Origin of the sequence: Nocardioides sp. NPDC101246 (genome assembly GCF_044767415.1) — a bacterium.
GTDB lineage: Bacteria > Actinomycetota > Actinomycetes > Propionibacteriales > Nocardioidaceae > Nocardioides.
The window spans coordinates 121607-142727 of record NZ_JBIWNX010000003.1 but is presented as its reverse complement, the minus strand read 5'-3'; the positions used below and the strand labels follow the sequence as shown (position 1 = coordinate 142727).

The window sequence follows — 21121 nt, the reverse complement described above, 5'->3', positions numbered from 1 at the left end:
GGACGAGCCGACTCGGCGTCGGTTTGGGTCAGGACGAGCCGACTCGGCATCGGTTTGGGTTAGGACGAGCCGACTCGGCATCGGTTTCGGTGAGGACGAGCCGACTCGGCGAGATGGGCGACCAGGTCGGCGGAGTCGTCGCGGGCGCCGTCGATGTAGGTGGAGCGTCGGCGCCGCAGGACCGGGAGTCCGGTGACGTAGAGGCCGGGCAGGTCGGTGACCCCGCCGTCGTGGCGGATCGCGCCCTTGTGGTCGAAGACGTCGGCGTCGAGGAAGCGGTGGTCGGGCTTGATGCCGGTCGCCCAGACGACGGAGCCGATCTCGCCGGAGGTCAGCGAGAGCGACAGCAGCGGCTCGGGTACGCGGGTCGGCTCGAGGCGCTCGCCGGAGCCGCCGACTGCCTGGTCGATGCCGGCCAGCAGCCGGTTGGCCTTGAGGTCGGCGAGAGCCGCCATGTTCGTCAGCGAACCCGAGAAGAGCGCGGAACCGTCGCGCAGTCCGGCGAGCTTGCCGACGACGCGGACCCCCGCTTCCTGCAGCGTGTTGAGGTCGAGCGTGGTGGTGCCGCCGACGAGCTGGAAGGAGGAGAGCCGTCGGGCGCGGGTGATGTCGTCGAGCTCGTCCCAGCGCTCGTCGAGGATGCCGGCCTCCTCGATCCAGGCGAAGATGTCGCGCCCGCGGTAACGGCGCGGCACTCGGACGTGCTCGCCGACGGCCAGGGTCACCGGCCGTCCGGAGGCCTGCAGCTCCGCCGCGATCTGTACGCCACTGGCGGCCGCCCCGACGACCAGTACGCCGCCGGGCGGGAGCTGAGAGGGTCGGCGATAGTCGATGGCGTGCACCGAGGGCAGTCCGGGCGGGAGCTCGGCGGCGAGGGCGGGCAGGACGCCGCGTACGGATCCGGTGGCGAGCACGACCTGCTCCGCCGACCACGGACCGGCGGTGGTCTCGACCAGGAAGCCGCTCGGGCCGGGGGAGAGGCGGTGGACCTCGACGTTGTCGTGCACCGGCGCCGCGATCAGGTCGGCATAGCCGGTGACCAGCGAGGCGACCTGGGCGGCGGTGAGGAACTCGTCGGCCTCGGCGGGGCCGAGCAGCGGGTCGGCGAGCCCGGGCAGCCGGTTCATCCAGCCCGGGGTCAGCAGGCGGAGCGAGTCCCAACGCTGGGTGCGCCACGAGTGAGCGACCTGCCCGCGCTCGAGGACGACATGGTCGATCCCCTCGGCGCTGAGCCGGTGGCTCACTGCGAGGCCACTGTGCCCCGCCCCGATCACCGCAACGGTGGTGCGGCGAGACGGGACACCGTTGCTCATGCGACCGAGACGCTGACCGCGGTCGGGTTGGTGAGGATGTCGAAGACGGCCGAGCGCTTCTGCGACTGTGCGACCAGCGCCTCCACGTCCTCGGGGGAGGCGTCGGCGTCGATCGAGTAGTTCACGCGTACGCCGGTGAAGCCGTTGCGTACGTCCGCGTCGGCACCCAGGATGCCGCGGATGTCGTGGTCGCCCTCGATGGTCGCGGTGACGGAGTTGAGCTGGATGCCGCGCTGCTGGGCGACGGCGGCGACGCCTGCGGTCAGGCAGCCGCCGAGCGCGACCAGGACGGTCTCGACCGGCGTGGGGCCCTGGTTGTCGGCGGCGAACTGGGGCGGGTGGTCGCCGTCGGACTCGAAGGAGCGCTGGGTCTCCTGCTCCTCGCCGAGGCCGAAGAAGCCCTCGACCTTGCTCCTGGAGTGGGTGCCCTTGACCCAGGTGTTGGTGGCGCGCCAGGTGAACCTGGCGGCCTCCGGGGTCTCCTGCAGCGCGGCCCGCGCGCCGAGGAGGGCCTCGACGTTGACGCCGTTGTCGACGGTGGTTTCGGTCATCTGAGTCTCCTGAGGTAGGTGATGAACCAGTTATAGCCCAGTAATTTAGTCAACTAAATAGATCAGCGCTGTGTCTTGCGTGCCGAGATCACGCCGGTGTCGAACCCGGCCAGGTGCAGGCCGCCGTGGAAACGGGCGTGCTCGATCTTGAGGCAGCGGTTCTGGACGACCGTCGCTCCGGCCGCGCGTGCCGCGCCCGCCGCCTCGTCGTTGGTCAGCCCCAGCTGGAACCAGACCGCCGGCGAGCCGAGCGCGACGACCTCCTCGACCACCGCGGGCAGGTCGCTTGCCCTGCGGAAGACGTCGACGATGTCGGGGGTCTCCGGGAGATCGCCCAACGAGGCGTGGACGGTGTGTCCGAGAACCTCGCGGCCCGCGGCGTTCGGGTTGATGAAGTAGAGCCGGTAGTCGGTGTCCTGGGTGAGGTAGGTGGCCACGTAGTAGCTCGACCGAGCGGTGTTGGGGGAGAAGCCGACGATCGCGATCGATCTCGCTGCCCGGAGCAGTCCTTGCCGCTCGCGTGCGGTCGGCTCGTGGGGAATCCGTGGAACGGCCATCAGATCTCCTTCGTCGCGGCGGTCAGCGCCTGGTCGAGGTCGTGGATGATGTCGTCGGCGTCCTCGATGCCGACGCTGATCCGCACCAGGCCGGGGGAGACCCCGGCCTCGACCAGCCGCGACTCGCTGAGCTGGCGGTGGGTGGTGGAGGCGGGGTGGATCACCAGGGTCTTGGCGTCGCCGATGTTGGCCAGATGGCTGGCGAGCTCGACGGACTCGATGAACCGCTCGCCGGCGGCGCGACCGCCCCGGACGTCGAAGGAGAAGACGCTGCCGGGCCCCTGGGGCAGATACTTCTGCGCCCGTGCATGGTGCGGGTGCGAAGGCAGTCCGGCCCAGCGGACCTGCTCGACCCGATCGTCGGCGTCCAGCCACTCGGCCACCACCCGCGCGTTCTCCACGTGCCGCTGGACCCGCAGGGCCAGGGTCTCGACGCCGAGGGCGAGCTGCCACGCTGACTGAGGCGACAGGGTCGCGCCGACGTTGCGCAGGTGCTCGGCGCGGAGCCGGGTGAGGAAGGCGTACTCGCCGAAGTTGCCCCACCACGACAGCCCGCCGTAGTGCTCGACCGGCTCGTGGAAGAGCGGGAAGCGTTCGGGGGAGTAGGTGAAGCGGCCCGACTCGACGACGACCCCGCCGAGCGTGGTCCCGTGCCCGCCGAGGAACTTGGTCGCCGAGTGCACCACGATGTCGGCGCCCCACTCGATCGGCCGCGACAGGTACGGCGTCGGGATCGTCGAGTCGACCACGAACGGCACCCCGTGCGCGTGCGCGACGTCGGCCAGCCCCGCCAGGTCGGCGATGTCGCCCGACGGGTTCGCGACGGTCTCGGCGAAGACGAGCTTGGTCTCGGGGCGGATGGCGGCTGCGTACGCCTCGGGGTCGGAGGAGGACACGAAGGTGGTCGACACACCGAAGCGGCGCAGGGTGACGTCGAGCTGGGTGACCGAGCCGCCGTAGAGCTGGGCCGAGGCGACGATGTGGTCGCCGGCGCCGGCGAGGGAGGCGAAGGTGACGAACTCCGCAGAGAGGCCCGATGCGGTGGCGACCGCCCCGATCCCGCCCTCGAGCGAGGCGAGCCGTTCCTCGAACGCAGCCACGGTCGGGTTGCCGACGCGGGTGTAGATGTTGCCGTACTTCTGCAGCGCGAAGCGGGCCGCCGCATCGGCGGTGTCGTCGAAGACGAACGACGCCGTCTGGTAGATCGGCAGCGCCCGGGCACCTTGGGCGGCATCGGGGATGTTGCCGGCGTGGATCGCACGGGTGTTGAAGCCGTAGGCATGGTCTGTCATGAAGCTCCTAGGAAGGTTCGGACGAGGTCGAGGTAGCCGGGCGGGTCGAGCAGGAACGAGTCGTGGCCCCAGGTCGAGGCGATCTCGTGGCGCTCGACGTCGACGCCGGCGCGGCGCAGCTCCTCCTCGATCAGGACCGAGTGGGACGTGGCGAAACGCCAGTCGGAGTCGAAGGAGATGACCTGGAACCGGGTGTCCCGGATCGCCTCGGCGAACCCCGGCGCGGCGAACGGGTCGAAGTAGTCGAGGAGGCGGGAGAGGTAGAGGTAGGAGAGCGCGTCGAAGCGGTCGACGAAGGAGCTCGCCTGGTGGTCGAGGTAGCTCTCGATCTCGAAGTCGATCCCGAACCCCGGCGCCGAACCGTCGCGCCGGGAACGGCCGAACTTCGCCTCCAGCCCCGGCTCGGAGAGGTAGGTGACATGGCCGAGCATCCGCGCCACCGCGAGCCCGTTCGCGGGGACGACGCCGTGGTCCGGATAGCGCCCGTCGCGGAAGTCGGGGTCGCGCAGGATCGCCTGCCGGGCGACGTTCGAGAGCGCGATGTTCTGGGCGCTCAGTCGGGCGGAGGCGGCCATCAGGACCGCCCGCTCGATCTGGCCGGGCGCGTCGGCGGCCCACTGCAGGACCTGCATGCCGCCGAGCGATCCGCCGACGGCGGCGTAGAGCCTCTCGATGCCGAGGTGGAACAGTAGTCGGCGGTGGACGGTGACCAGGTCCGCGACGCCGATCTGAGGGAACGAGAGGCCCCAGGCGCGGCCGGTGGTGGGATCGGTCGATGACGGCCCGGTGGTGCCCCGGCAGCCGCCGAGGAGGTTGGCGCAGACCACGAAGAACCGGTCCGTGTCGACCGGGCGCCCGGGTCCCACCATCGTCGGCCACCACGTCGCCGCCTCGGCGTCGCCGGTGAGGGCGTGGGCGACGAAGACGACGTTGTCGCGGGCGGGTGACAGCTCGCCGTAGGTGGCGTAGGCGACGTCGACCGGTGCGAGTGTGCCGCCGCCGGCGAGTGGCAACGGGCTGGACTCGTCGAAGAGGCGGGCACGGCGCACGGCGGTCATCGACACCCCTCTCTCCATTAAGTCGAGTTGCTAACTAGAGAATTTAGCGTGCGAGTCGAGGTCCCCGGGCGGAGTCTCATGAAGGGCTGGTTGACTAGCGCCTGTGACGACCAGTCCTGACACTCCCGAGATCGACCTGACGACCGACGTGGTGACGCTGACCCGGCAGCTGATGGACATCAACTCGGTGAGCCTCGACGAGCTCCAGCTGGCCGACGCCGTGGAGCGGGCGCTGACCGCGTACGACCACCTCGTCGTCGAGCGGCGCGGCAACTCGATCGTGGCGCGCACCGACCTTGGGCTTCCCGAGCGCGTGGTCATCGTCGGCCACCTCGACACGGTGCCGGTCAACGGCAACTTCCCGAGCCGCCTGGACGAGGCCACCGGCATTCTGCACGGCCTCGGCGCGTGCGACATGAAGTCCGGTGACGCGGTCATCCTCAAGCTCGCCGCCACCCTCCTGACGCCCAACCGCGACGTGACGTACGTCTTCTACGACGCCGAGGAGATCGAGGCCGTCCACAACGGCCTCGGCAAGCTCGCGGCCAGCGAGCCCGACCTCCTCGCCGGGGACTTCGCGATCCTGATGGAGCCCTCGAACGCCGGTGTCGAGGCAGGCTGCCAGGGCACCCTTCGGGTCGAGGTACGCACCACCGGCGAGCGCTCCCACAGCGCCCGCGCCTGGCGCGGCGTCAACGCCATCCACAAGGCCGGCGAGGTGCTGCGCCGCCTGGAGGCGTACGTCCCGCGCAAGCCGGTCATCGACGGGCTGGAGTATCACGAGGGTCTGAACGCGGTCTTCGTCAAGGGTGGAGTGGCGGGCAACGTGATCCCCGACGAGTGCGTCGTGACGGTCAACTACCGCTTCGCGCCGGACCGGAGCGAGGAGGAGGCGCTGGCGTTCGTGACCGACTTCTTCCAGGGCTACGACCTCACCCTGACCGACTCGGCCCCGGGTGCGCTGCCGGGCCTGGACCGTCCGGCCGCGAAGGACTTCGTCGCCGCCGTCGGCGGCGAGGTCGGACCCAAGTTCGGCTGGACCGATGTGGCGCGGTTCACGGTCCTCGGCATACCGGCGGTCAACTATGGTCCAGGTGACCCGATGTTCGCCCACAAGGCCGACGAGCACGTGCGGATCTCCGAGATCACCACCTGCGAGCAGGCCCTTCGTGATTGGTTGACCGCATGACCCGACGCAGCGGCTCCGGCCCACGCCCCACCAAGGGGCGCCCCGCCGGCAGCACCACCGACCAGCGACTGCTGGACAGCTCCGGCCACGGCGACTGGGTCCACACCGACCCGTGGCGGGTCATGAAGATCCAGGCCGAGTTCGTCGAGGGGTTCAACGACCTCTCCGAGATCGGCCCGGCGATCAGCGTCTTCGGATCGGCGCGCACGCCCAAGGACCACCCGACCTACGCCCAGGCCGAGGCGATCGGCCGGGGTCTGGCCGAGGCCGGTTTCGTGGTGATCACCGGCGGTGGCCCGGGCACGATGGAGGCCGCCAACAAGGGCGCTCTCGAGGCCGGTGGCGAGTCGATCGGGCTCGGCATCGAGCTGCCCTTCGAGGCCAGGCTCAACGACTACGTCAGCTTCGGGCTCAACTTCCGCTACTTCTTCGTGCGGAAGATGATGTTCGTGAAGTACTCCCAGGGCTACGTCGTCATGCCCGGCGGACTCGGCACCATGGACGAGCTCTTCGAGGCGATGACGCTCTCCCAGACCAAGAAGATCACCCAGTTCCCGATCGTGCTGATGGGCGTGGAGCACTGGCAGGGCCTGCTCGACTGGATGCGCGAGACCATGCTGGCCGACGGCCGGATCAAGCAGAGCGACCTGGACATGATCACCCTCACCGACGACGTGGACGAGGCGGTCGAGCTGATGTTGAAGGCGCGTGACTGAGGCGATGGGTTGGATCTTCGCGGCACTCATCGTGCTGGCTCTCGGAGGAGTCGCCCTCGTAGCCGCCGGGACGGGCGCGCCGATGGGAGAGGAGTACGGCGACCAGCCGGATGCTCTGGTGCCCCGCGACCGCGTCCTGGAGGCGGCAGACCTGCGTGACGTACGTTTCTCGGTGGCCATCCGCGGCTACCGGATGGACGAGGTGGACGCTCTGATCGCCCGCCTTGCCGAGGAGGCAGAATGGCGTGAGTCGACCGCGGCCGGGGATACCGATGCCGAGGTCGGAGTCGGGGGACTCACATCACCAACGCCCGAGCCCGATTCGGGCTCGCCCGACGTCTAGGACAGAATCGCTGCCGTGAGCTTCGCCGCCGTACTCGTCTACGCCGTGACCGCACTGGTCGCGGTGATCGTTGCGCTCACCTACCTCAAGCCCCATCTCCTGCAGCCGCGGGAGCCGGGCCTGCCACCCAAGATCCACCTGTACGCCGGTGCAGCCGGCCTCCTGGTCTGGGTCCTCTTCCTCGTCTCGCCGTCGTCGTTCTTCCTCGGCGGCGACGTCCCGGGTGTGATCGGCCTCTTCGGGATCTGGCTCGCCGCGATCGCCGGCATCTACCTGCTGCTGCGTCGGCTCAAGGAGAACCGTGCCGGTGCTGCCGGCCACGACGACTACGGCTACGGCAACGATTACGACGACGGCTACGACGGCTACGACGAGGAGTACGCGGAGGACGGCTACGGCTACGACGAGACCGGTTACGACCAGGCCGGCTACGACGACTATGCCGAGCCCGACGGCCGGGAGGGCTACGCGGACCCGCGCCGACCGGCTCAGCAGCCTGTTCCTCAACCCGTCGCCCCGCCCGTCGCCCCGCCCGTCGCCCCGCCCGTCGCCCCGCCCGTCGCCCCGCACGTCGCTCAACCCGTCGCTCAGCAGGGACGCCCGGCGCCTCGCCGGCCCGAGCCCCGGCGAGCCGCATCGGGCGTCGACGAGACCGCCGTGATGGCGCCGGTCGAGCGGAACCCCGCGCCTGCCCCGCCCCCTGCCCCAGCCCCAGCCCCAGCCCCAGCTCCGGCTCCGACGCGGGACGGGCAGATCGGTCGCCGCGTGGCCGGGCGACAGACTCCGCCCCCGCCGGCGCCGCAACCCCAGCCCGCACCGCAGCGGTCTCCGCGGCGGGCGGCCGCACCTCAGCCGCCGGCTCCCCAGCAGCCCGTACGTCACCAGCCCGTGCCCCAGCCTCCAGCCCCGGAGGCTCCTGCCCGGCCGCGGCAGGACCGCCCGGCGCCCGCGCGACCCGCACCGGAGCGGCGAGCCCCGGAGCAGCCGATGCGCGAGCGTCCGGCTCCTCAGCGGCCGGACCCCCAGCGTCCGGACCCCCAGCGTCCGGCACCGCGTCCCGCGCCCGAGCAGCCCCAGCCGGGGCAGGGCGACCCGGGCCGCAGCGGCCAGGACCCGTGGGGCCGCCGCCAGGAGCCGCCGCAGCGCCGCTCGCGTGGCTACGACGATCGCTACGACGACCGCCGCAACGACAGCCACGACGAGTTCGCCGACCGCCGCTACCGGCGCGACAGCAGCTACTCCGACCACCCGGGCCAGCAGCAGTCGAGCCCGCCGCGCGCGCCGCGCCCGGCGCCTCGGCCCGACTCCCGACCGGCACCCCAGCCCGCGCCCGCGCCTGCACCGCAGGCGCCGGGCCGGCCGTCAGGCCGCCGTCCGGGGCAGCAGCCCGAGACGTACGACCCCTACTCCTTCGAGTCCTACGGTCCGCGGGACCGCGACCGGGAACGGGCCGAGCCCCCGGCCCAGACCCCGCCCGCGCCCGAGGCCCAGCCGCGTCGACGTCAGCGGGAGCAGGGCTACCCTTCGACGACCTCCGGACATCGCGACGAGCCTGCCTATGCGGGCTACGAGCAGGGCTACGACCAGGCGTACGCGCAGGGCTACGACCACGACGATGCCTATGACCGCGGCTATGAGGAGCGCTACGACCAGCGCTACGACCAGCGCTACGACCAGCACTACGACGAGCGCTACGACGATGCCTATGACCGGTCCGTCGGAGGCGATCGTCGCGACCGCGGCGGAGCGTTCTACGAGTCCTCCGGTGCGGCCATCGTGGTGCACATCACGCTGGTGATCCTCGCGATCTGGCTGACCTGGGCCTACGGAACCTCGGTCATCTGACAGGTTCGAAGGCAGGTCAACCCGCCGAAACTCCCACCTTGCCGTCAGGTCTGCGGACCTGATGAGGGATAATGGACGTGCAATGCGCGCTCCGAGGCCATCCGGCAGGTGAGCGCCGACACGCGAGACACGGAAGAAGGTGCCGCATGGCGGCGATGAAGCCGCGGACGGGAGACGGTCCGCTGGAGGTCACCAAGGAGGGTCGGGGCATCGTGATGCGCGTCCCGCTCGAGGGTGGTGGCCGGTTGGTCGTCGAACTGAATGCCGAAGAGGCCGCCGCGCTCGGCGAAGAGATCAAAGGTCTTGGGCTGAACGCGTAGATGACCACAACGCTGCCGTCACCGGCTCTGCCGTCGCAGGTCGGACCGCCCACCTTCACGCTCAATCCGCTCGGCCCGGAGAGCCTCGATGCCGAGATCATCGCGCTGCCGGTCATCCCGGGCGACGATGTGTTGACCATCGGTCCCGGGGCCGCCGACCTCGGCGACCAGCACGATCTGCTGGGTCACCTCGAGTTCGAAGGTGCCACCGGCAGTGCCGGTGAGGTGACGACGTACGCCGTCACCGGCTCGGGCACCCTGCGACAGATCCTCCTGATCGGTGTCGGCGCGCAGCGTCGCGACGACTTCCGCAGGGCAGGGGCCGCGCTGGCTCGCGCCGTGCGGGATCGGTCCGATGTGGTCACGACCATTCCGGCGGCCGACCCGGAGGTCGGGTTGGAGCCGTTCGTGGCCGGCGCGACGCTGGGGTCCTTCCTCTTCCACTGGCGCTCCGAGGGTGCGCCGTGGAAGCCGGTGGAGACGATCACCCTGGCCGACCTCGGCGACGACCAGGCGGCAGCGTTGGACCGGGCTCAGGCGATCGCGCGCGCCGGCTGGCGCGCGCGGTTCTTCTCCTCGGTCCCGAGCAACGTGAAGAACCCGGTCTGGCTCGCGGAGCAGGCCGAAGCGCTCGCGGCCGAGAAGGGCCTGCAGATCACGGTCTGGGACGAGGACGAGCTCGAGAAGGACGGCTTCGGAGGCATCGTCGCGGTCGGTCAGGGCTCGGTGACTCCGCCGAGGCTGATCCGGCTCGACTACAGCCCCCGCAAGGCCGGACGGCTGAGCTCGTCGAGGAAGACGCCGACGGTGGTGCTGGTCGGCAAGGGCATCACCTTCGACACCGGTGGGCTCAACATCAAGCCCAGCGAGGGCATGCTCAACATGAAGCGGGACATGACCGGCGGCGCGGTGGTGCTCGCCGTGATGGCGGCGCTGGCCGAGATCGGCTGCCCGGTCAAGGTCGTCGGACTCATCGCCGCGGCAGAGAACTCCATCTCCGGTTCGGCGATGCGTCCCGGCGACGTGGTGACCCACTACGGCGGCCGCACCTCCGAGGTCACCAACACCGACGCGGAGGGCAGGCTCGTGCTTGCTGACGCGATGGCGTACGCCGCGGACAAGCTCAAGCCCGCCGCCCTGGTCGACATCGCCACCCTCACCGGTGCGATGCGGGTGGCGCTCGGGCAGACGATGGCCGGCTACTTCGCCGACGACGAGGCGCTGGCCTCGCGGCTGGCCGAGGCGTCGGAGGTCTCCGGCGAGACGCTGTGGCGGATGCCGTTGGTCGCCGACTACGAGGACAAGCTCTCCTCGAAGGTCGCCGACGCCGACAACGCCCCCGGTGGGCCCGGCGCCATCACCGCCGCGCTCTTCCTGCACCACTTCACCGGTGGCATCCCGTGGGCCCACATCGACGTCGCCTGCGGTGACGCGTACGCCGACGTCCACGAGCTCACTCCCGGCCCCACCGGTTTCGGTGCCCGGGTCCTCCTCACCTGGCTGGCGAGCCCGGACCCGCTCGCCGCCGTCCCCTCCTGACGAGACGTCACGTACGTCGGCCGAGATGGCACTGCGGTGCCGTCTCGGCCGACGTACGTGACGCTTGGGCTAGATCTTTCTGGCCAGCAGCAGGCCGTCGCCCACCGGGAGCAACAGCGGGATCAGGCCGTCATTGTCGGCGACCTGCTGGTTGAGCTCGCGGATGGTCGCAGTCTCCTCGTCGCGTACGGACGGGTCCGCCACGCGGTCGTGCCACAGCGCGTTGTCGAAGGCCACGACGCCGCCGGGACGGAGCAGACGCAGCGCTTCCTTGAGATAGGCGGAGTATTCGGTCTTGTCGCCGTCCACGAACACCAGGTCGTAGTGGTTGTCCGTGAGACGGGGGAGTACGTCCAGGGCGGCGCCGGCGATGCACCGGGCCTGCCGCTGGCCGAAGCCGGCCTCGGTGAAGCTCTGCCGGGCCAGCCGCTGGTGCTCGGTCTCGATGTCGACGGTGGTCAGGACCCCGTCTGGTCGCATGCCGCGCAGCAGCCACAGACCTGAGACGCCGGTGCCGGTGCCGACCTCGACGACGTTCTTGGCGTCGAGCACTGCGGCGAGGAAGCGCAGCGTGGCACCGCCGCCCGGTCCGATCGGCGCGACGCCGACCTCCTCGGCCCGGGATCGGGCGGCTGCGAGGAGGTCGTCCTCCGCGACGAACTCGTCGGCGTAGGTCCAACTTGCGGTCGAAACAGGGCTGGTCACACCGTAAAACCTAACCTGTTTCGCGCAACGGTGCGGGAACGCCTGATCCACCTTGTGCGTTGGAAGAGCACGGGAAGAGGAAAAATAGGAGCCTCACAGGCAACTCTCAGCCCTTCCGGTCCCAGGCGATCTAACGTAGGAGATGTCAGCGATCAGCGAGACAGACGACAGGAGCACCATGACCGCGGAGCCCACGCAGACCCCGACCGTAGAGCCGGGTGTTCCGACGTGGGACGAGATCGTGGAGAAGCACTCCGACCGGGTCTACCGGCTCGCTTACCGTCTCACCGGCAACCGCCACGACGCGGAGGACCTCACCCAAGAGGTCTTCGTACGCGTCTTCCGCTCTCTCGACACCTACAGCCCCGGCACCTTCGAGGGCTGGCTGCACCGGATCACCACCAACCTCTTCCTCGACCAGGCCCGTCGTAAGCAGCGGATCCGCTTCGATGCCCTCTCCGACGAGCGCGCCTCGCGCTTGACGAGCAGCGGCCCGACGCCGGACGTGGCCTACACCGACCAGCGCTTCGACGACGACATCGAGCGCGCGCTGGCCACGCTGCCACCCGACTTCCGGGCCGCGGTCGTGCTCTGTGACGTGGAGGGGCTCTCCTATGAGGAGATCTCCGAGATCCTCGGTGCCAAGCTCGGCACCGTCCGCTCGCGAATCCACCGCGGCCGGGCGATGCTCCGTGACGCCCTCGCCCACCGCGCCCCGCGCGGCGGACGACTGCGTCACTCCGGGCCCAAGGTGTTGTGGGGCGGGGCTTCATGAGTCTTCTCGGCAACCACCTCGGCGCGCGTACCAGCGCCCTTCTCGACGGACAGCTCCCCGCAGTGGAGGAGGAGCGCGCCTGGGCGCACGTGCACCAGTGCTGCGCCTGCCGCCGCGCCGTGGAGCGTGAGGGCTGGCTCAAGCGACGCCTGGCCGGCCTCAGCGTCGACCCCGGAGTCACCGCGCCTGCCGACCTGAAGGGCTCGCTCCGTGGCGGCGCCCTGGCCGCCTCGATGTGGCCGGCCGATGACCTCGACGAGGCCTACTCCGACCCCCGGTCGATGCGGCGTACGTTGGTGATGGTCGCCGCCGGTGGCGGTGCCGTCAGCGCCGCCGTCTTCGGCATGTTCACCTTCGCCGCCGCGCCGGCCGACGCGCCGGTCCCCAGGAATCTCCCGATCACCGCGGTCACCCAGGTCCCGGGCACCCCGGGCGCTCCCGTCGTCGCCCACGTACGCCGCTGAGCGCCGCCCGGGCGACGCGACACGAGACCCGGGCTGCCGATTGTTGGGGCGAGTGGGAAGAATGGGTATCGTGACGCAGGAACCACAAGACGACCAGTCTCGGCCGATCTCCCGTTGGGCACCACCGTCCGACGTGCCCCCGGCCGGGCAGCCGTCCCCTGATGACCTTGTCGACGACGAGCGGGACACGGCCGAGGTGCCGTTGCCGGGCATGCCCGCACCCGCCGCCGCGCCGGCACCGGCGGCCGACACCGCTCCGCTGCCGCCCATGGTGCCGCCACCGCCGGGTGGATCGCTGCCCGGGTTCGACGCTCCGCCTGCGCCACCGCCCTCACCCCGGACCGACTCCTCGCCGCGACGCCGTATCCCCGGCCCGATCTGGGCGCTCGCGGCTGCCGTCGCGTTCCTGCTCGGCGTGCTGGGAGGCTATGCGGGCGGCGTGCTCGAGGACCAGGACGACATGTCCAGCCTGGCCGGCGGTGGGCTCGACCCGGGCTCGATCGAGACCGACGCGCCCCTGGAGGGCGACGACGCCAGCATCGTGAAGGTGGCCGCGACGCTGCTGCCCTCGACGGTCCAGATCTTCGCCGAGTATCAGGGCGTCGAGGACGCCGCGACCGGCTCCGGCTTCGTCTTCGACCGGAACGGCCACGTGGTGACCAACAACCACGTGGTCGCCGACGCGGCCAAGGCCAAGGGCAGCATCGAGGTGGTCGACCACAAGGGTCGCCGCTACAAGGCCGACGTGGTCGGGCGCAGCGCCGTCTACGACCTGGCCGTCCTCGACGTTCCCGAGGTCAAGGAGCTCGAGCCGGCCTCGCTCGGCAGCACGTCACGGCTGAGGATCGGTGAGGGTGTCGTCGCCATCGGGTCGCCGCTCGGCCTCAGCTCCACGGTGACCTCGGGCATCGTCAGCGCGCTCCAGCGCCCGGTGAGCACCGGGCAGACCGAGGACGACACCTCCTACATCAACGCCGTCCAGACCGACGCGGCGATCAACCCCGGCAACTCCGGTGGTCCGCTGGTCAATCTCGTCGGCCAGGTCATCGGGGTCAACTCGGCCATCGCGACGGCCGGTGGGGGAGAGGGCGGAGAGAGCGGCAGCATCGGCGTCGGCTTCGCGATCCCGATCGACCAGGTCAAGGTGACCGCCGCGCAGATCCTGAAGACCGGCAAGGCGACCTACCCGATCGTGGGAGCCTCCGTCGACGTGCAGGCCGCCGATCACAACGGAGCGCTGATCTCGGTGGTCGAAGCCGGCTCTCCGGCCGCCGCCGGTGGGCTCAAGGACGGCGACCGGGTCACCAAGGTGGGAGGCGTCACCGTGACCGACGGGATCGGGATGATCGTCGCCATCCGTGCTCACCAGCCGGGGGAGACGATCGAGTTCACGGTGATGCGCAACGGCGCCCGTCACGAGCTCAAGATCAAGCTGGAGGCGCAGACCGAGAACCTCGCCTGACCGGCCAGAAAAGACGCGAAGAGCTGCTCGGCACGATGCCTGGCAGCTCTTCGCGTTGTTGTGGGGAAGGTTTAGTTGTGGGGGTTGAGGGTGCTTTGACTCAAGAAGCGTCCGGCGTGGCCGCGGGCGCGGGGGCCTCGGCCTCGACGAACGGGTGGTCGGCCACGAAGGCCTTGGTCTGCGAGTACATGTCATCGATGAACTTCTCGAGGACGCTGGACTCAACGCGCCACTGGCCGCGACCGCCGATCTTGATAGCGGGAAGCTCACCACGGCGGACAAGGGCATAGACCTGTGCGCTCGAGGTGTTGAGCACCTCGGCGACGTCGGCAAGAGTCAGGAAGCGGGGGGTACCAGACATAAGTATCAGTCTCCCAGACTCTGCAAGCGGCCGTAAACCATCGCGCCAACCTGTTAGTCCGCATTAGGTACTGTTGCGCTGCTTTGTGGATGCGTGGTGGGTGAACCGTGAAGCAGAGGCGCTATGCAGCGAACAGCAGATACAACCCACCGACAGTGAAGCCGACCATCGTGAGCAGAAGCGGGATCTGCCCGGTCACCAGGTGCTGCGGCGGGAGCACCTGGAGCGCGCGGATGTGGGCCGACCAGACGCCCAGCACGTGTCCGGTGATCACCGCGGCCACCTTGATGACGGCCAGCAGCGTGGCGTGGAAGGCGAAGAAGTAGGAGACCGGCATGTCCGCGGTTCCGAACCAGTCGCTTCCGTTTCCGAACGGATCCGAGGCGTTGCGCAGCGTTGCCAGCCCGCTCTCCCAGAAGTAGCTGAGGTAGTGGGCCACGACGTAGCCGACGATGATCGGCACCAGCGACGGCGCCAGCTCACCGGGCAGGGCCCGGCGCGGCACGTCGCCGACGCCGGTCATCATCGTCCCGGCGCAGTAGAACCCGGCCACGAGCAGCGGGAACGCGATCAGTGCGACGTTGCTGATCAGGTAGGCGGTGCTGCCCGAGATCTCCGGGTTCTGCACGAGCTGGAGCCACGGCGGCGACTCCCGGTAGGAGTCGTAGACGATGGTGCCGAAGAGGACGGAGACGACGGCGACCAGGCCCGGGGTCGGCCGCAGCGTGTCCAGGTTGCCGAGCGGGGTCCGCAGGACCAGGTTGCCGGCCGGCGTGCGTCCCCACACCGACAGGCGCGCGGTCAGCGACGAGTAGACCTCGAACGGGTCGCAGCGCTCCAGGAACTCCTCGCCGAAGAGCACGCCGCCGAGGATCATCACGGCCAGGTAGACGGCCAGCCAGAGACGTACGGGGCCGAGGTAGTTGTTCTCCGGGTAGACCAGCTCGAGCCAGGCGAAGGCGAGCAGGGCGAACGCCGCCGGCCAGTAGCCGAGACGCTCGGGCAGGCGCAGCGGCGGATCGCCGGCACCGCGCAGCCACGTCAGTCCGGCCACGATCGTGCGGGCCGGGCTGATCGCCCTCCAGACCCGTCCGAAGAGGAGGGAGAACGGGACGAGGCCGACCCACAGCCAGACGTACGTCATCCCGAAGATGGGGTTGTTGGCGTTGTCGGAGCCGGCGAAGGCGACCAGCACGAAGTAGGCGAAGATCAGCAGCCCGACGACGCGCCACAGCGCGGTCCAGGCGGGGGAGTCGACGACACGCCCGAGACGCGGCAGCGGCCAGCCGCGTGGGTTCCGTACGCCAACCACTTGGCCCTCGGCGGCGCGCTTGGTGGTCAGCACCAGCAGCCCGAAGGAGACGAGGAGGGCGAGGACCGCGCCCGCGATGACGTACTCGAGCGGTAGTGGGAGGTCCTGTCGACCGCCCACGCCGTGGGTGAGGATCACTGGACCTCGAGGGTGACGATGGTCTTGCCGAGAGTGTGTGACTCGACCTCGTACTGACCGGGGATCTCGAACGCGCCCAGGCTGATCCGGGTGGTGCCCACGCCGTAGGCGGCGGACTGCTCCGGGTCGGAGTGCACGTGGATCTCGCCGGCCGCGTCGGCGGTCACGTCGAGCTCGACAGCATGGCCGACGGGTACGTCGATCTGGGTCCCGTGCGGGTCGACCGAGTCACCGGAGAAGTTGATCTCGACGACCACCGGGTCGCTGTCGTTGCTGGGCTCGGTGGCGACGTTGTTTCCGCAGGCTGTCGCTATGGACGCGATCCCGCAGATTGCTGCCACGACCGCGATGATCCGGGCCGTGAGGCGCATTACTCCCCCGTTTCGTGGGCTAAGTTCAAGCTGGCTTCTGCCACAATCGCACATGAACCAAAGAGGGGGCTGAGAGGGCATGAGCGACAGGCTGAGGGCACGGGAAGTGGGCTTTCTGGACGGGGAGACGCTCTCCGTCCCGCACCAGGTGGCGAGCATCGAGCTCATCGAACCGAAGGCCGAGGGCTTCGACTACGGCGCCTTCCTCGAGCACGTCGAGGACCGGCTCGCTTTCGTGCCCCGCTACCGCCAACGGGTCCGGGTCGTGCCCGGCCGCATCGCCTACCCTGTCTGGGCCGACGACGACCGCTTCGACCTCACCTATCACGTACGCCGCTCCGCGCTGCCCCGCCCGGGCTCGATGGATCAGCTCCTCGACCTCGCCGGCAGGATCGTCTCCCGGCCCCTGGACCGCTCCCGGCCACTGTGGGAGCTGTACGTCATCGAGGGGCTGGCCGGCGACCGGGTCGCGCTCGTCACCAAGACCCATCAGGCGCTGGTGGACGGCGCCGAGACCGTCGACCTGGTCCAGCTGCTGCTCGACGACAAGCCCGAGGTCGGGCCGGTGGTGCCCGACCTGTGGAAGCCGCCGGAGGCGCAGTCGAGCGCGCGCCTGGTCGCGGGCGCGGTCTTCGACGCGGTCACCTCGGTCAGCGGCCTGACCGGCACGGCGCGCAGCCTGGGCGGCTTCGCCCTGGGCCGGGTCACCGGTGTGGCCAGGGACGTCCAGAACGCGGGTGCCGGCATCGCCCGGGCGCTCACCCGCCGGGCTCCGGAGCGGCCGACGCCGCTCAACGGGACGCTGTCCCAGCAGCGGCTCGTGGTCACGCTCGAGGCCGACCTGGCCGACTTCCGCCGCATCCGGGACACCCACGGCGGCACCGTCAACGACGTCATCCTGGCTGCCGTCACCGGCGGTCTGCGCGCCTGGCTGATGACCCGGCAGCAGTCCCTGGCCGGCGTACGTCAGGTGCCGGCGCTGGTGCCGGTCTCGGTGATCGACGAGGAGCTCGACCCGACCCAGCTCGGCTCCGCGGTGGCGCCCCACTTCGTGGTGCTCCCGGTCGCGGAGCCGTCGCCTGTGGTCCGGCTCCACCAGGTGTCCTACTCCTTCGAGCAGCACAACGCCAACGCCCGCACGGTCAGTGCGCAGCGGCTGGCCGGGATCAGCGGCTTCGCCCCGGCGACCTTCCACGTGGTCGGCTCGCGGGTGGCCGCCGAGAGCGAGCACGACTACCTGCTCTCGGTCTGCAACGTGCCCGGCCCGCAGGAACCGCGCTATGCGGCCGGCTCCCGGCTGGTGGCCTCCTACCCGATCCACCCGCTGGCCGAGGGGCACACTCTCGCGATCGGGGTGACCTCCTACGACGGCCAGGTCTTCTTCGCGATCACCGCCGACCGCGACCTGGTGCCCGATGCGTCGCTGGTCGGGCAGTGCATCAGCGAGGCCCTCGACGAGCTGCGCGACACCGTCTCGGGGCGCCGGTTCCGGGCGCCCCGAGGCCTGCGCGTGGTCAAGAACTCCGGCGAGTGAGGCAGAATCCCACCGTGACCCGCATCTACGTACCCGCCACGCTCGCGCTCCTCGCTGACTGGTACGCCAAGGGCGAGCTGCCCGGCACCGCCGACGGCTACGTGTCCCCCGACGACAGCGAAGAGGCCGAGTACGCAGCGCTGATGAGCGCCGCCGACGACTCGGCGGCGCTCCTGGCGGGCCCCGGACGCCGGGTCGTGGTCGTCGTGGACGCCCCTGCGGCGCTGGCCCACCATCTGGAGAGCCAGGTGGTTCCGCTCAAGCTCGTCGCCGCGGTCCACGCCGACCTGGCTGATCGCCCGGCCGACGCGGACCCCGACGAGGACCTGGGCTGGTTCGCGACCCAGGAGATCCCTCAGCTGATCGGCTAGCTCACTCCTCCTCGTTCCACCACGTCTCGGTGTCGACGCCCTGGTAGGGCGGCACCTTGACGGTGCGGGCACCGGCCTTGCCGCCGATGATCACGGTGCGGTGGCTGACGTTGTTCGACCGGGTCCGCTCGTAGAGGTTGCCGTCGGGGTTGACGGTGACCTTGATCCGGTAGGTGCCGTTCTTGACCTTGCTCAGGTCGAAGGCCTGGGTCTGGGACTGGTCGTAGGTGTCGCCCCAGCCCGTCGGCATGCTCTCCCGCAGCCAGAGCGCGGACTTGGCGCCACAGGCCGACTCCAGGCCGGTCTGACCCGGTCGCAGCGTCGCGCCCGGCACGGTCAGGTCCACCGGGTCGGTGGGCGCCAGGCACCAGGACTGCTTGCCGCTGGTCGAGACGACCTTGTCCTTGGCGTCGACCAGCTCGTACTTGGCGAAGTCGAGGAAGTGCCAGTGGTTGTGCTCGGGGGCCTCGTGGAACTCCATGGTGCCGGTCCTCTTGACCCCGACCTGCTCACCGTCGCGATAGAACATCTGGTAGGCGTCCATCACCGGTGCGGTGCCACGGCGGAAGCCCTCCACGATCATCGGTCCGGGGCCGGCGTTCCACTCGTTGGCGGCGAAGTTGAGGCGGTCGGTGCCGCCCTCGTCGACCTCGGTCGAGATCTGCCACGCGGGCAGCGAGATGAGGTCGGGCAGGGTGTCCTTCTTGGGCTTGCCCGGCTTGATCTCGCCGCGGGCGCCGCCCAGCGGGAGTCGGCCGCGGCCGTTCTCGCCGCCTTCGAGGCTCTCTCGCGGCACCACGGTGCGGGCGCCCTGGTCGTCGTGGGCTCCGTGGGCTCCGTCGGCCGCCATGGCGCCCATGCCGACGCCCTCCTCGCCTTCCCCTTCGCAGTTGCCGTCGGGGCACTGGTCGACGATGACCAGGTTCTGCTTGGCGGTGCGGTTGGACTTCGGCAACCCGAGGAAGTCGGCGACCGGCTTGTCGATGCTCATCGTCATGATGAGCTCGGTCTCGCCCTTGGTCTGGAAGCCGAGGTCGGAGACGGTCGGGACCGCCATGCCGCGCTCGATCCCGTAGAGAATCCCCTTGGTGAACCAGTTGCCGCCGCAGAACTCGGGGTAGACCGGGCCGGTGGCGCCGTCGGTCTGCACCCGCTGCCGGTCGTAGCCGCCGGGGCACAGCGGGCGCTTCTCGTCGAGGATCACCTTGCCGGCCTTGTTCTTGAGCGTGACCCGGAGGCCGTTCTTGAAGCCCTTCATGCTGTCGACGATCGCGGCCGGCGCGGTCGTGGTGGTGCGTTTCTTGCCCCGGATGACGGTCTTGGTCAGCTTGACCGGCTTGTCGTAGGACGACTGGGTCGCGCGGAACTCGAAGGCTGCGTCATAGGCGGCCAGCCAGACCGACGGCTGGACGTACGCCTCCCCGCCCCATGCCTCCACCTCGACGGTGTCCGAGGCGGCGACGAGCTTCAGTGTTCCCTTGCCGGTGCTGCCGCTCGCGGGACCGGAGTTCGCCGTCACCGTCGTGGTGACGACGAGCGCGGCTGCCACCAGCCCGATGCCGGCCGAGACCAGCTGCCGCGTGCGAGTACGAGGTTTGACCATCGAGATGCCCCCTAGTGAGTGGCCCGAATCCCTCCTGATCCGAGGCCCGAGTACCGGCAATTTATTGCCGGCCACATATTGGGACGGTTAACTTTTCGATCCGGTTGCATCGGACCGAGGAGAATTTATCGCGAGAGGTACGCGGCGCCGACCGCCTGCTCGAGGTCGAAGGCCTTGAGCATCAGCTCCTCGACGTACTCCTCGAGCTTGGCGCCGACCAGCGGCACGGGCACCTTGATGTTCAGTCGCACGCTCTCGGTGGTGCGTCCGTCGGACTCGGACAGCGAGATGTTGCCGCGCAGGGTGGCCAGGCCGCCGGGGACGGTGATGTCGACGACGGCGACGGTGTCGGAGGACCAGACCTCGCTCTGACGGACGGTGACATCGCCGGAGACGATGCGCTTCGCGAAGGAGGGTACGCCGACGGTCGACTGCACCCGGTCGATCCGGACCTCCCGCGGGGCACCGCCGATGGTCACCCGGCGACGGAGCGCTCCCTGGGCGTCGGCGACCCGCTCGCGGAAGCCCGGATCAGCGAGCATCGCGGACACCTCGCCCATGCGGGCGTCGTAGACGAGCTCGTACTGAAGGGTCGTCGTCATTGCCGAATCCTTTGGGGCTCTTCTGCGGGTTGGGACGGTGGATCAGGAGGCTCGGACAGCGAGCCAGCGGGTGCCTACCTCATGCTCCTTCTCGAGCGCCTTCTTGAAGATCGAGAGGATCAGATCCTCGAGCTTTCCGCTGATCAGGGGCACATTCACGGTAGCGGTCAGGGTGACCGTCTCGATGGTCTTCGTGCCGTTCTCGGCCAGCCGCGCGATGCCGGAGAGCGAGCCCGGCTTGCCCGGCAGGGTGAGCTTGAGGTCGCCGGAGGTGAAGTCGGCCGACCAGATCTCGTCCTGGTGGACCTCGATGGTGTCGCCGACGAACTTCTTCGCGAACCCGGGCACTCCGGTGACCGCCTGGGCGTAGCGGATGCTCACCGTCGACCCGGTGATCGCCACGCTCTTGGACAGCGCGTGCTGGGCGTCGCAGACCTGCTCGCGGAACGCCGTGTCGGCGAGCATCCCGGAGACGGCTGCGATCGGCGCGTCGTAAACCAGGTCGATCGACAGCTCTTTGCTCATAAGAACCCATCATGACGCCTAGTCCCGCCAGAGTCACCAGCGGAGCGACCGAGAGAACCGACACATTCTGGGAGTATGCTCTTTACCCCCGGGCCGGCAGGTGGTCGGTGAGCCTATGACTCACATCGGCGATTCCTTCGGATCCAGCCGCCTACTCGGTGTCGGCGCGGGATAC

Annotated in this window: 23 protein-coding genes; 11 read left to right on the top strand and 12 right to left on the bottom strand. The window is 69.9% G+C overall.

Annotated elements, in window-relative coordinates; genetic code table 11:
* Window positions 1-59: 59 nt before the first annotated feature.
* The 5 genes from ACIRON_RS06125 to ACIRON_RS06105 all read right to left on the bottom strand — a co-directional run bounded on the left by ACIRON_RS06125 (window position 60) and on the right by ACIRON_RS06105 (window position 4771).
* Entirely contained in the window at window positions 60-1313 is a 1254-nt protein-coding gene (locus ACIRON_RS06125; protein WP_402990298.1) for an NAD(P)-binding domain-containing protein, read from the bottom strand.
* Entirely contained in the window at window positions 1310-1864 is a 555-nt protein-coding gene (locus ACIRON_RS06120; RefSeq protein WP_402990295.1) for an OsmC family protein, read from the bottom strand. Before ACIRON_RS06120 ends, ACIRON_RS06125 begins: the two co-directional genes overlap by 4 nt.
* A gap of 62 nt (window positions 1865-1926) precedes the next feature.
* Window positions 1927-2421 carry a CoA-binding protein gene (locus ACIRON_RS06115; RefSeq protein WP_402990292.1) on the bottom strand — a complete coding sequence of 165 codons (495 nt, stop codon included), beginning with the start codon at window positions 2419-2421 and terminating at the stop codon, window positions 1927-1929.
* Window positions 2421-3713: an O-acetylhomoserine aminocarboxypropyltransferase/cysteine synthase family protein gene (locus ACIRON_RS06110; RefSeq protein WP_402990289.1), complete on the bottom strand. Its 1293-nt coding sequence runs from the start codon at window positions 3711-3713 to the stop codon at window positions 2421-2423. Before ACIRON_RS06110 ends, ACIRON_RS06115 begins: the two co-directional genes overlap by 1 nt.
* Window positions 3710-4771 (bottom strand): homoserine O-acetyltransferase, encoded by a 1062-nt coding sequence (locus tag ACIRON_RS06105; RefSeq protein WP_402990286.1) that lies wholly within the window; start codon window positions 4769-4771, stop codon window positions 3710-3712. Before ACIRON_RS06105 ends, ACIRON_RS06110 begins: the two co-directional genes overlap by 4 nt.
* A 103-nt stretch (window positions 4772-4874) precedes the next feature.
* Here ACIRON_RS06105 and dapE point away from each other — a divergent pair, with 103 nt between their 5' ends.
* The 6 genes from dapE (at window position 4875) to ACIRON_RS06075 (ending at window position 10723) form a co-directional block, all read left to right on the top strand.
* Entirely contained in the window at window positions 4875-5960 is a 1086-nt protein-coding gene (dapE, locus tag ACIRON_RS06100) for a succinyl-diaminopimelate desuccinylase (protein WP_402990283.1), read from the top strand.
* Complete coding sequence (locus ACIRON_RS06095) at window positions 5957-6676, top strand: TIGR00730 family Rossman fold protein (RefSeq protein ID WP_091049046.1); 720 nt, start codon at window positions 5957-5959, stop codon at window positions 6674-6676. The genes dapE and ACIRON_RS06095 overlap by 4 nt, the downstream gene beginning before the upstream one ends.
* Complete coding sequence (locus tag ACIRON_RS06090; RefSeq protein ID WP_402990280.1) at window positions 6669-7019, top strand: DivIVA domain-containing protein; 351 nt, start codon at window positions 6669-6671, stop codon at window positions 7017-7019. Before ACIRON_RS06095 ends, ACIRON_RS06090 begins: the two co-directional genes overlap by 8 nt.
* A 15-nt stretch (window positions 7020-7034) precedes the next feature.
* Window positions 7035-8864, top strand: a complete 1830-nt coding sequence (locus ACIRON_RS06085) for a hypothetical protein (RefSeq protein ID WP_402990277.1) — start codon at window positions 7035-7037, stop codon at window positions 8862-8864.
* A 146-nt stretch (window positions 8865-9010) separates the two neighbouring features.
* A complete protein-coding gene (locus tag ACIRON_RS06080; protein ID WP_008358749.1) occupies window positions 9011-9184 on the top strand; it encodes a DUF3117 domain-containing protein in 174 nt (57 codons plus the stop codon).
* Window positions 9185-10723 (top strand): leucyl aminopeptidase, encoded by a 1539-nt coding sequence (locus ACIRON_RS06075; protein ID WP_402990273.1) that lies wholly within the window; start codon window positions 9185-9187, stop codon window positions 10721-10723.
* Window positions 10724-10792: 69 nt separating this feature from the next.
* Here the strand turns inward: ACIRON_RS06075 and ACIRON_RS06070 are convergent, their stop codons facing one another.
* Window positions 10793-11428: an O-methyltransferase gene (locus tag ACIRON_RS06070; RefSeq protein WP_402990270.1), complete on the bottom strand. Its 636-nt coding sequence runs from the start codon at window positions 11426-11428 to the stop codon at window positions 10793-10795.
* Window positions 11429-11606: 178 nt separating this feature from the next.
* Between ACIRON_RS06070 and sigE the strand changes: the two genes are divergently transcribed.
* The 3 genes from sigE to ACIRON_RS06055 all read left to right on the top strand — a co-directional run bounded on the left by sigE (window position 11607) and on the right by ACIRON_RS06055 (window position 14129).
* The gene (gene sigE / locus ACIRON_RS06065) at window positions 11607-12203 is read left to right on the top strand and encodes an RNA polymerase sigma factor SigE (protein WP_218131415.1); all 597 of its coding nucleotides are present in this window, start codon (window positions 11607-11609) and stop codon (window positions 12201-12203) included.
* Complete coding sequence (locus ACIRON_RS06060) at window positions 12200-12667, top strand: hypothetical protein (RefSeq protein WP_402990266.1); 468 nt, start codon at window positions 12200-12202, stop codon at window positions 12665-12667. The genes sigE and ACIRON_RS06060 overlap by 4 nt, the downstream gene beginning before the upstream one ends.
* Window positions 12668-12737: 70 nt before the next feature.
* Window positions 12738-14129 carry a S1C family serine protease gene (locus ACIRON_RS06055; RefSeq protein WP_402990263.1) on the top strand — a complete coding sequence of 464 codons (1392 nt, stop codon included), beginning with the start codon at window positions 12738-12740 and terminating at the stop codon, window positions 14127-14129.
* A 100-nt stretch (window positions 14130-14229) separates the two neighbouring features.
* Here the strand turns inward: ACIRON_RS06055 and ACIRON_RS06050 are convergent, their stop codons facing one another.
* From ACIRON_RS06050 to ACIRON_RS06040, 3 genes are all read right to left on the bottom strand, one after another.
* On the bottom strand, window positions 14230-14490 hold the full coding sequence (locus tag ACIRON_RS06050; RefSeq protein ID WP_091049065.1) for a helix-turn-helix domain-containing protein: 261 nt from the start codon (window positions 14488-14490) through the stop codon (window positions 14230-14232).
* 121 nt (window positions 14491-14611) lie between these two features.
* Window positions 14612-15940 carry a hypothetical protein gene (locus ACIRON_RS06045; protein ID WP_402990260.1) on the bottom strand — a complete coding sequence of 443 codons (1329 nt, stop codon included), beginning with the start codon at window positions 15938-15940 and terminating at the stop codon, window positions 14612-14614.
* A complete protein-coding gene (locus tag ACIRON_RS06040; RefSeq protein ID WP_091049068.1) occupies window positions 15937-16311 on the bottom strand; it encodes a hypothetical protein in 375 nt (124 codons plus the stop codon). Before ACIRON_RS06040 ends, ACIRON_RS06045 begins: the two co-directional genes overlap by 4 nt.
* Before the next feature lie 79 nt (window positions 16312-16390).
* On the opposite strand from ACIRON_RS06040, the gene ACIRON_RS06035 reads away from it, so the two are divergent.
* A complete protein-coding gene (locus tag ACIRON_RS06035) occupies window positions 16391-17845 on the top strand; it encodes a wax ester/triacylglycerol synthase family O-acyltransferase (RefSeq protein ID WP_402990257.1) in 1455 nt (484 codons plus the stop codon).
* 14 nt (window positions 17846-17859) lie between these two features.
* On the top strand, window positions 17860-18216 hold the full coding sequence (locus tag ACIRON_RS06030) for a DUF6912 family protein (RefSeq protein WP_402990254.1): 357 nt from the start codon (window positions 17860-17862) through the stop codon (window positions 18214-18216).
* 1 nt (window position 18217) lies between these two features.
* Here ACIRON_RS06030 and ACIRON_RS06025 read toward each other — a convergent pair whose 3' ends face one another.
* The 3 genes from ACIRON_RS06025 to ACIRON_RS06015 all read right to left on the bottom strand — a co-directional run bounded on the left by ACIRON_RS06025 (window position 18218) and on the right by ACIRON_RS06015 (window position 20946).
* Window positions 18218-19819 carry a lysyl oxidase family protein gene (locus tag ACIRON_RS06025; protein WP_402990251.1) on the bottom strand — a complete coding sequence of 534 codons (1602 nt, stop codon included), beginning with the start codon at window positions 19817-19819 and terminating at the stop codon, window positions 18218-18220.
* Window positions 19820-19944: 125 nt separating this feature from the next.
* Window positions 19945-20421, bottom strand: coding sequence for a DUF2505 domain-containing protein (locus tag ACIRON_RS06020; RefSeq protein WP_091049078.1), 477 nt, complete (start codon window positions 20419-20421; stop codon window positions 19945-19947).
* A gap of 42 nt (window positions 20422-20463) precedes the next feature.
* The gene (locus tag ACIRON_RS06015; RefSeq protein ID WP_402990248.1) at window positions 20464-20946 is read right to left on the bottom strand and encodes a DUF2505 domain-containing protein; all 483 of its coding nucleotides are present in this window, start codon (window positions 20944-20946) and stop codon (window positions 20464-20466) included.
* Window positions 20947-21121: the final 175 nt, after the last annotated feature.

Bases quoted from the DNA above. Each gene is read 5' to 3' on its own strand.
- ACIRON_RS06125 (WP_402990298.1), bottom strand. From the start codon at position 1,313: ATGAGCAACGGTGTCCCGTCTCGCCGCACCACCGTTGCGGTGATCGGG.
- ACIRON_RS06120 (WP_402990295.1), bottom strand. From the start codon at position 1,864: ATGACCGAAACCACCGTCGACAACGGCGTCAACGTCGAGGCCCTCCTC.
- ACIRON_RS06115 (WP_402990292.1), bottom strand. From the start codon at position 2,421: ATGGCCGTTCCACGGATTCCCCACGAGCCGACCGCACGCGAGCGGCAA.
- ACIRON_RS06110 (WP_402990289.1), bottom strand. From the start codon at position 3,713: ATGACAGACCATGCCTACGGCTTCAACACCCGTGCGATCCACGCCGGC.
- ACIRON_RS06105 (WP_402990286.1), bottom strand. From the start codon at position 4,771: ATGACCGCCGTGCGCCGTGCCCGCCTCTTCGACGAGTCCAGCCCGTTG.
- ACIRON_RS06095 (WP_091049046.1), top strand. From the start codon at position 5,957: ATGACCCGACGCAGCGGCTCCGGCCCACGCCCCACCAAGGGGCGCCCC.
- ACIRON_RS06080 (WP_008358749.1), top strand. From the start codon at position 9,011: ATGGCGGCGATGAAGCCGCGGACGGGAGACGGTCCGCTGGAGGTCACC.
- ACIRON_RS06075 (WP_402990273.1), top strand. From the start codon at position 9,185: ATGACCACAACGCTGCCGTCACCGGCTCTGCCGTCGCAGGTCGGACCG.
- sigE (WP_218131415.1), top strand. From the start codon at position 11,607: ATGACCGCGGAGCCCACGCAGACCCCGACCGTAGAGCCGGGTGTTCCG.
- ACIRON_RS06060 (WP_402990266.1), top strand. From the start codon at position 12,200: ATGAGTCTTCTCGGCAACCACCTCGGCGCGCGTACCAGCGCCCTTCTC.
- ACIRON_RS06050 (WP_091049065.1), bottom strand. From the start codon at position 14,490: ATGTCTGGTACCCCCCGCTTCCTGACTCTTGCCGACGTCGCCGAGGTG.
- ACIRON_RS06040 (WP_091049068.1), bottom strand. From the start codon at position 16,311: ATGCGCCTCACGGCCCGGATCATCGCGGTCGTGGCAGCAATCTGCGGG.
- ACIRON_RS06035 (WP_402990257.1), top strand. From the start codon at position 16,391: ATGAGCGACAGGCTGAGGGCACGGGAAGTGGGCTTTCTGGACGGGGAG.
- ACIRON_RS06025 (WP_402990251.1), bottom strand. From the start codon at position 19,819: ATGGTCAAACCTCGTACTCGCACGCGGCAGCTGGTCTCGGCCGGCATC.
- ACIRON_RS06020 (WP_091049078.1), bottom strand. From the start codon at position 20,421: ATGACGACGACCCTTCAGTACGAGCTCGTCTACGACGCCCGCATGGGC.
- ACIRON_RS06015 (WP_402990248.1), bottom strand. From the start codon at position 20,946: ATGAGCAAAGAGCTGTCGATCGACCTGGTTTACGACGCGCCGATCGCA.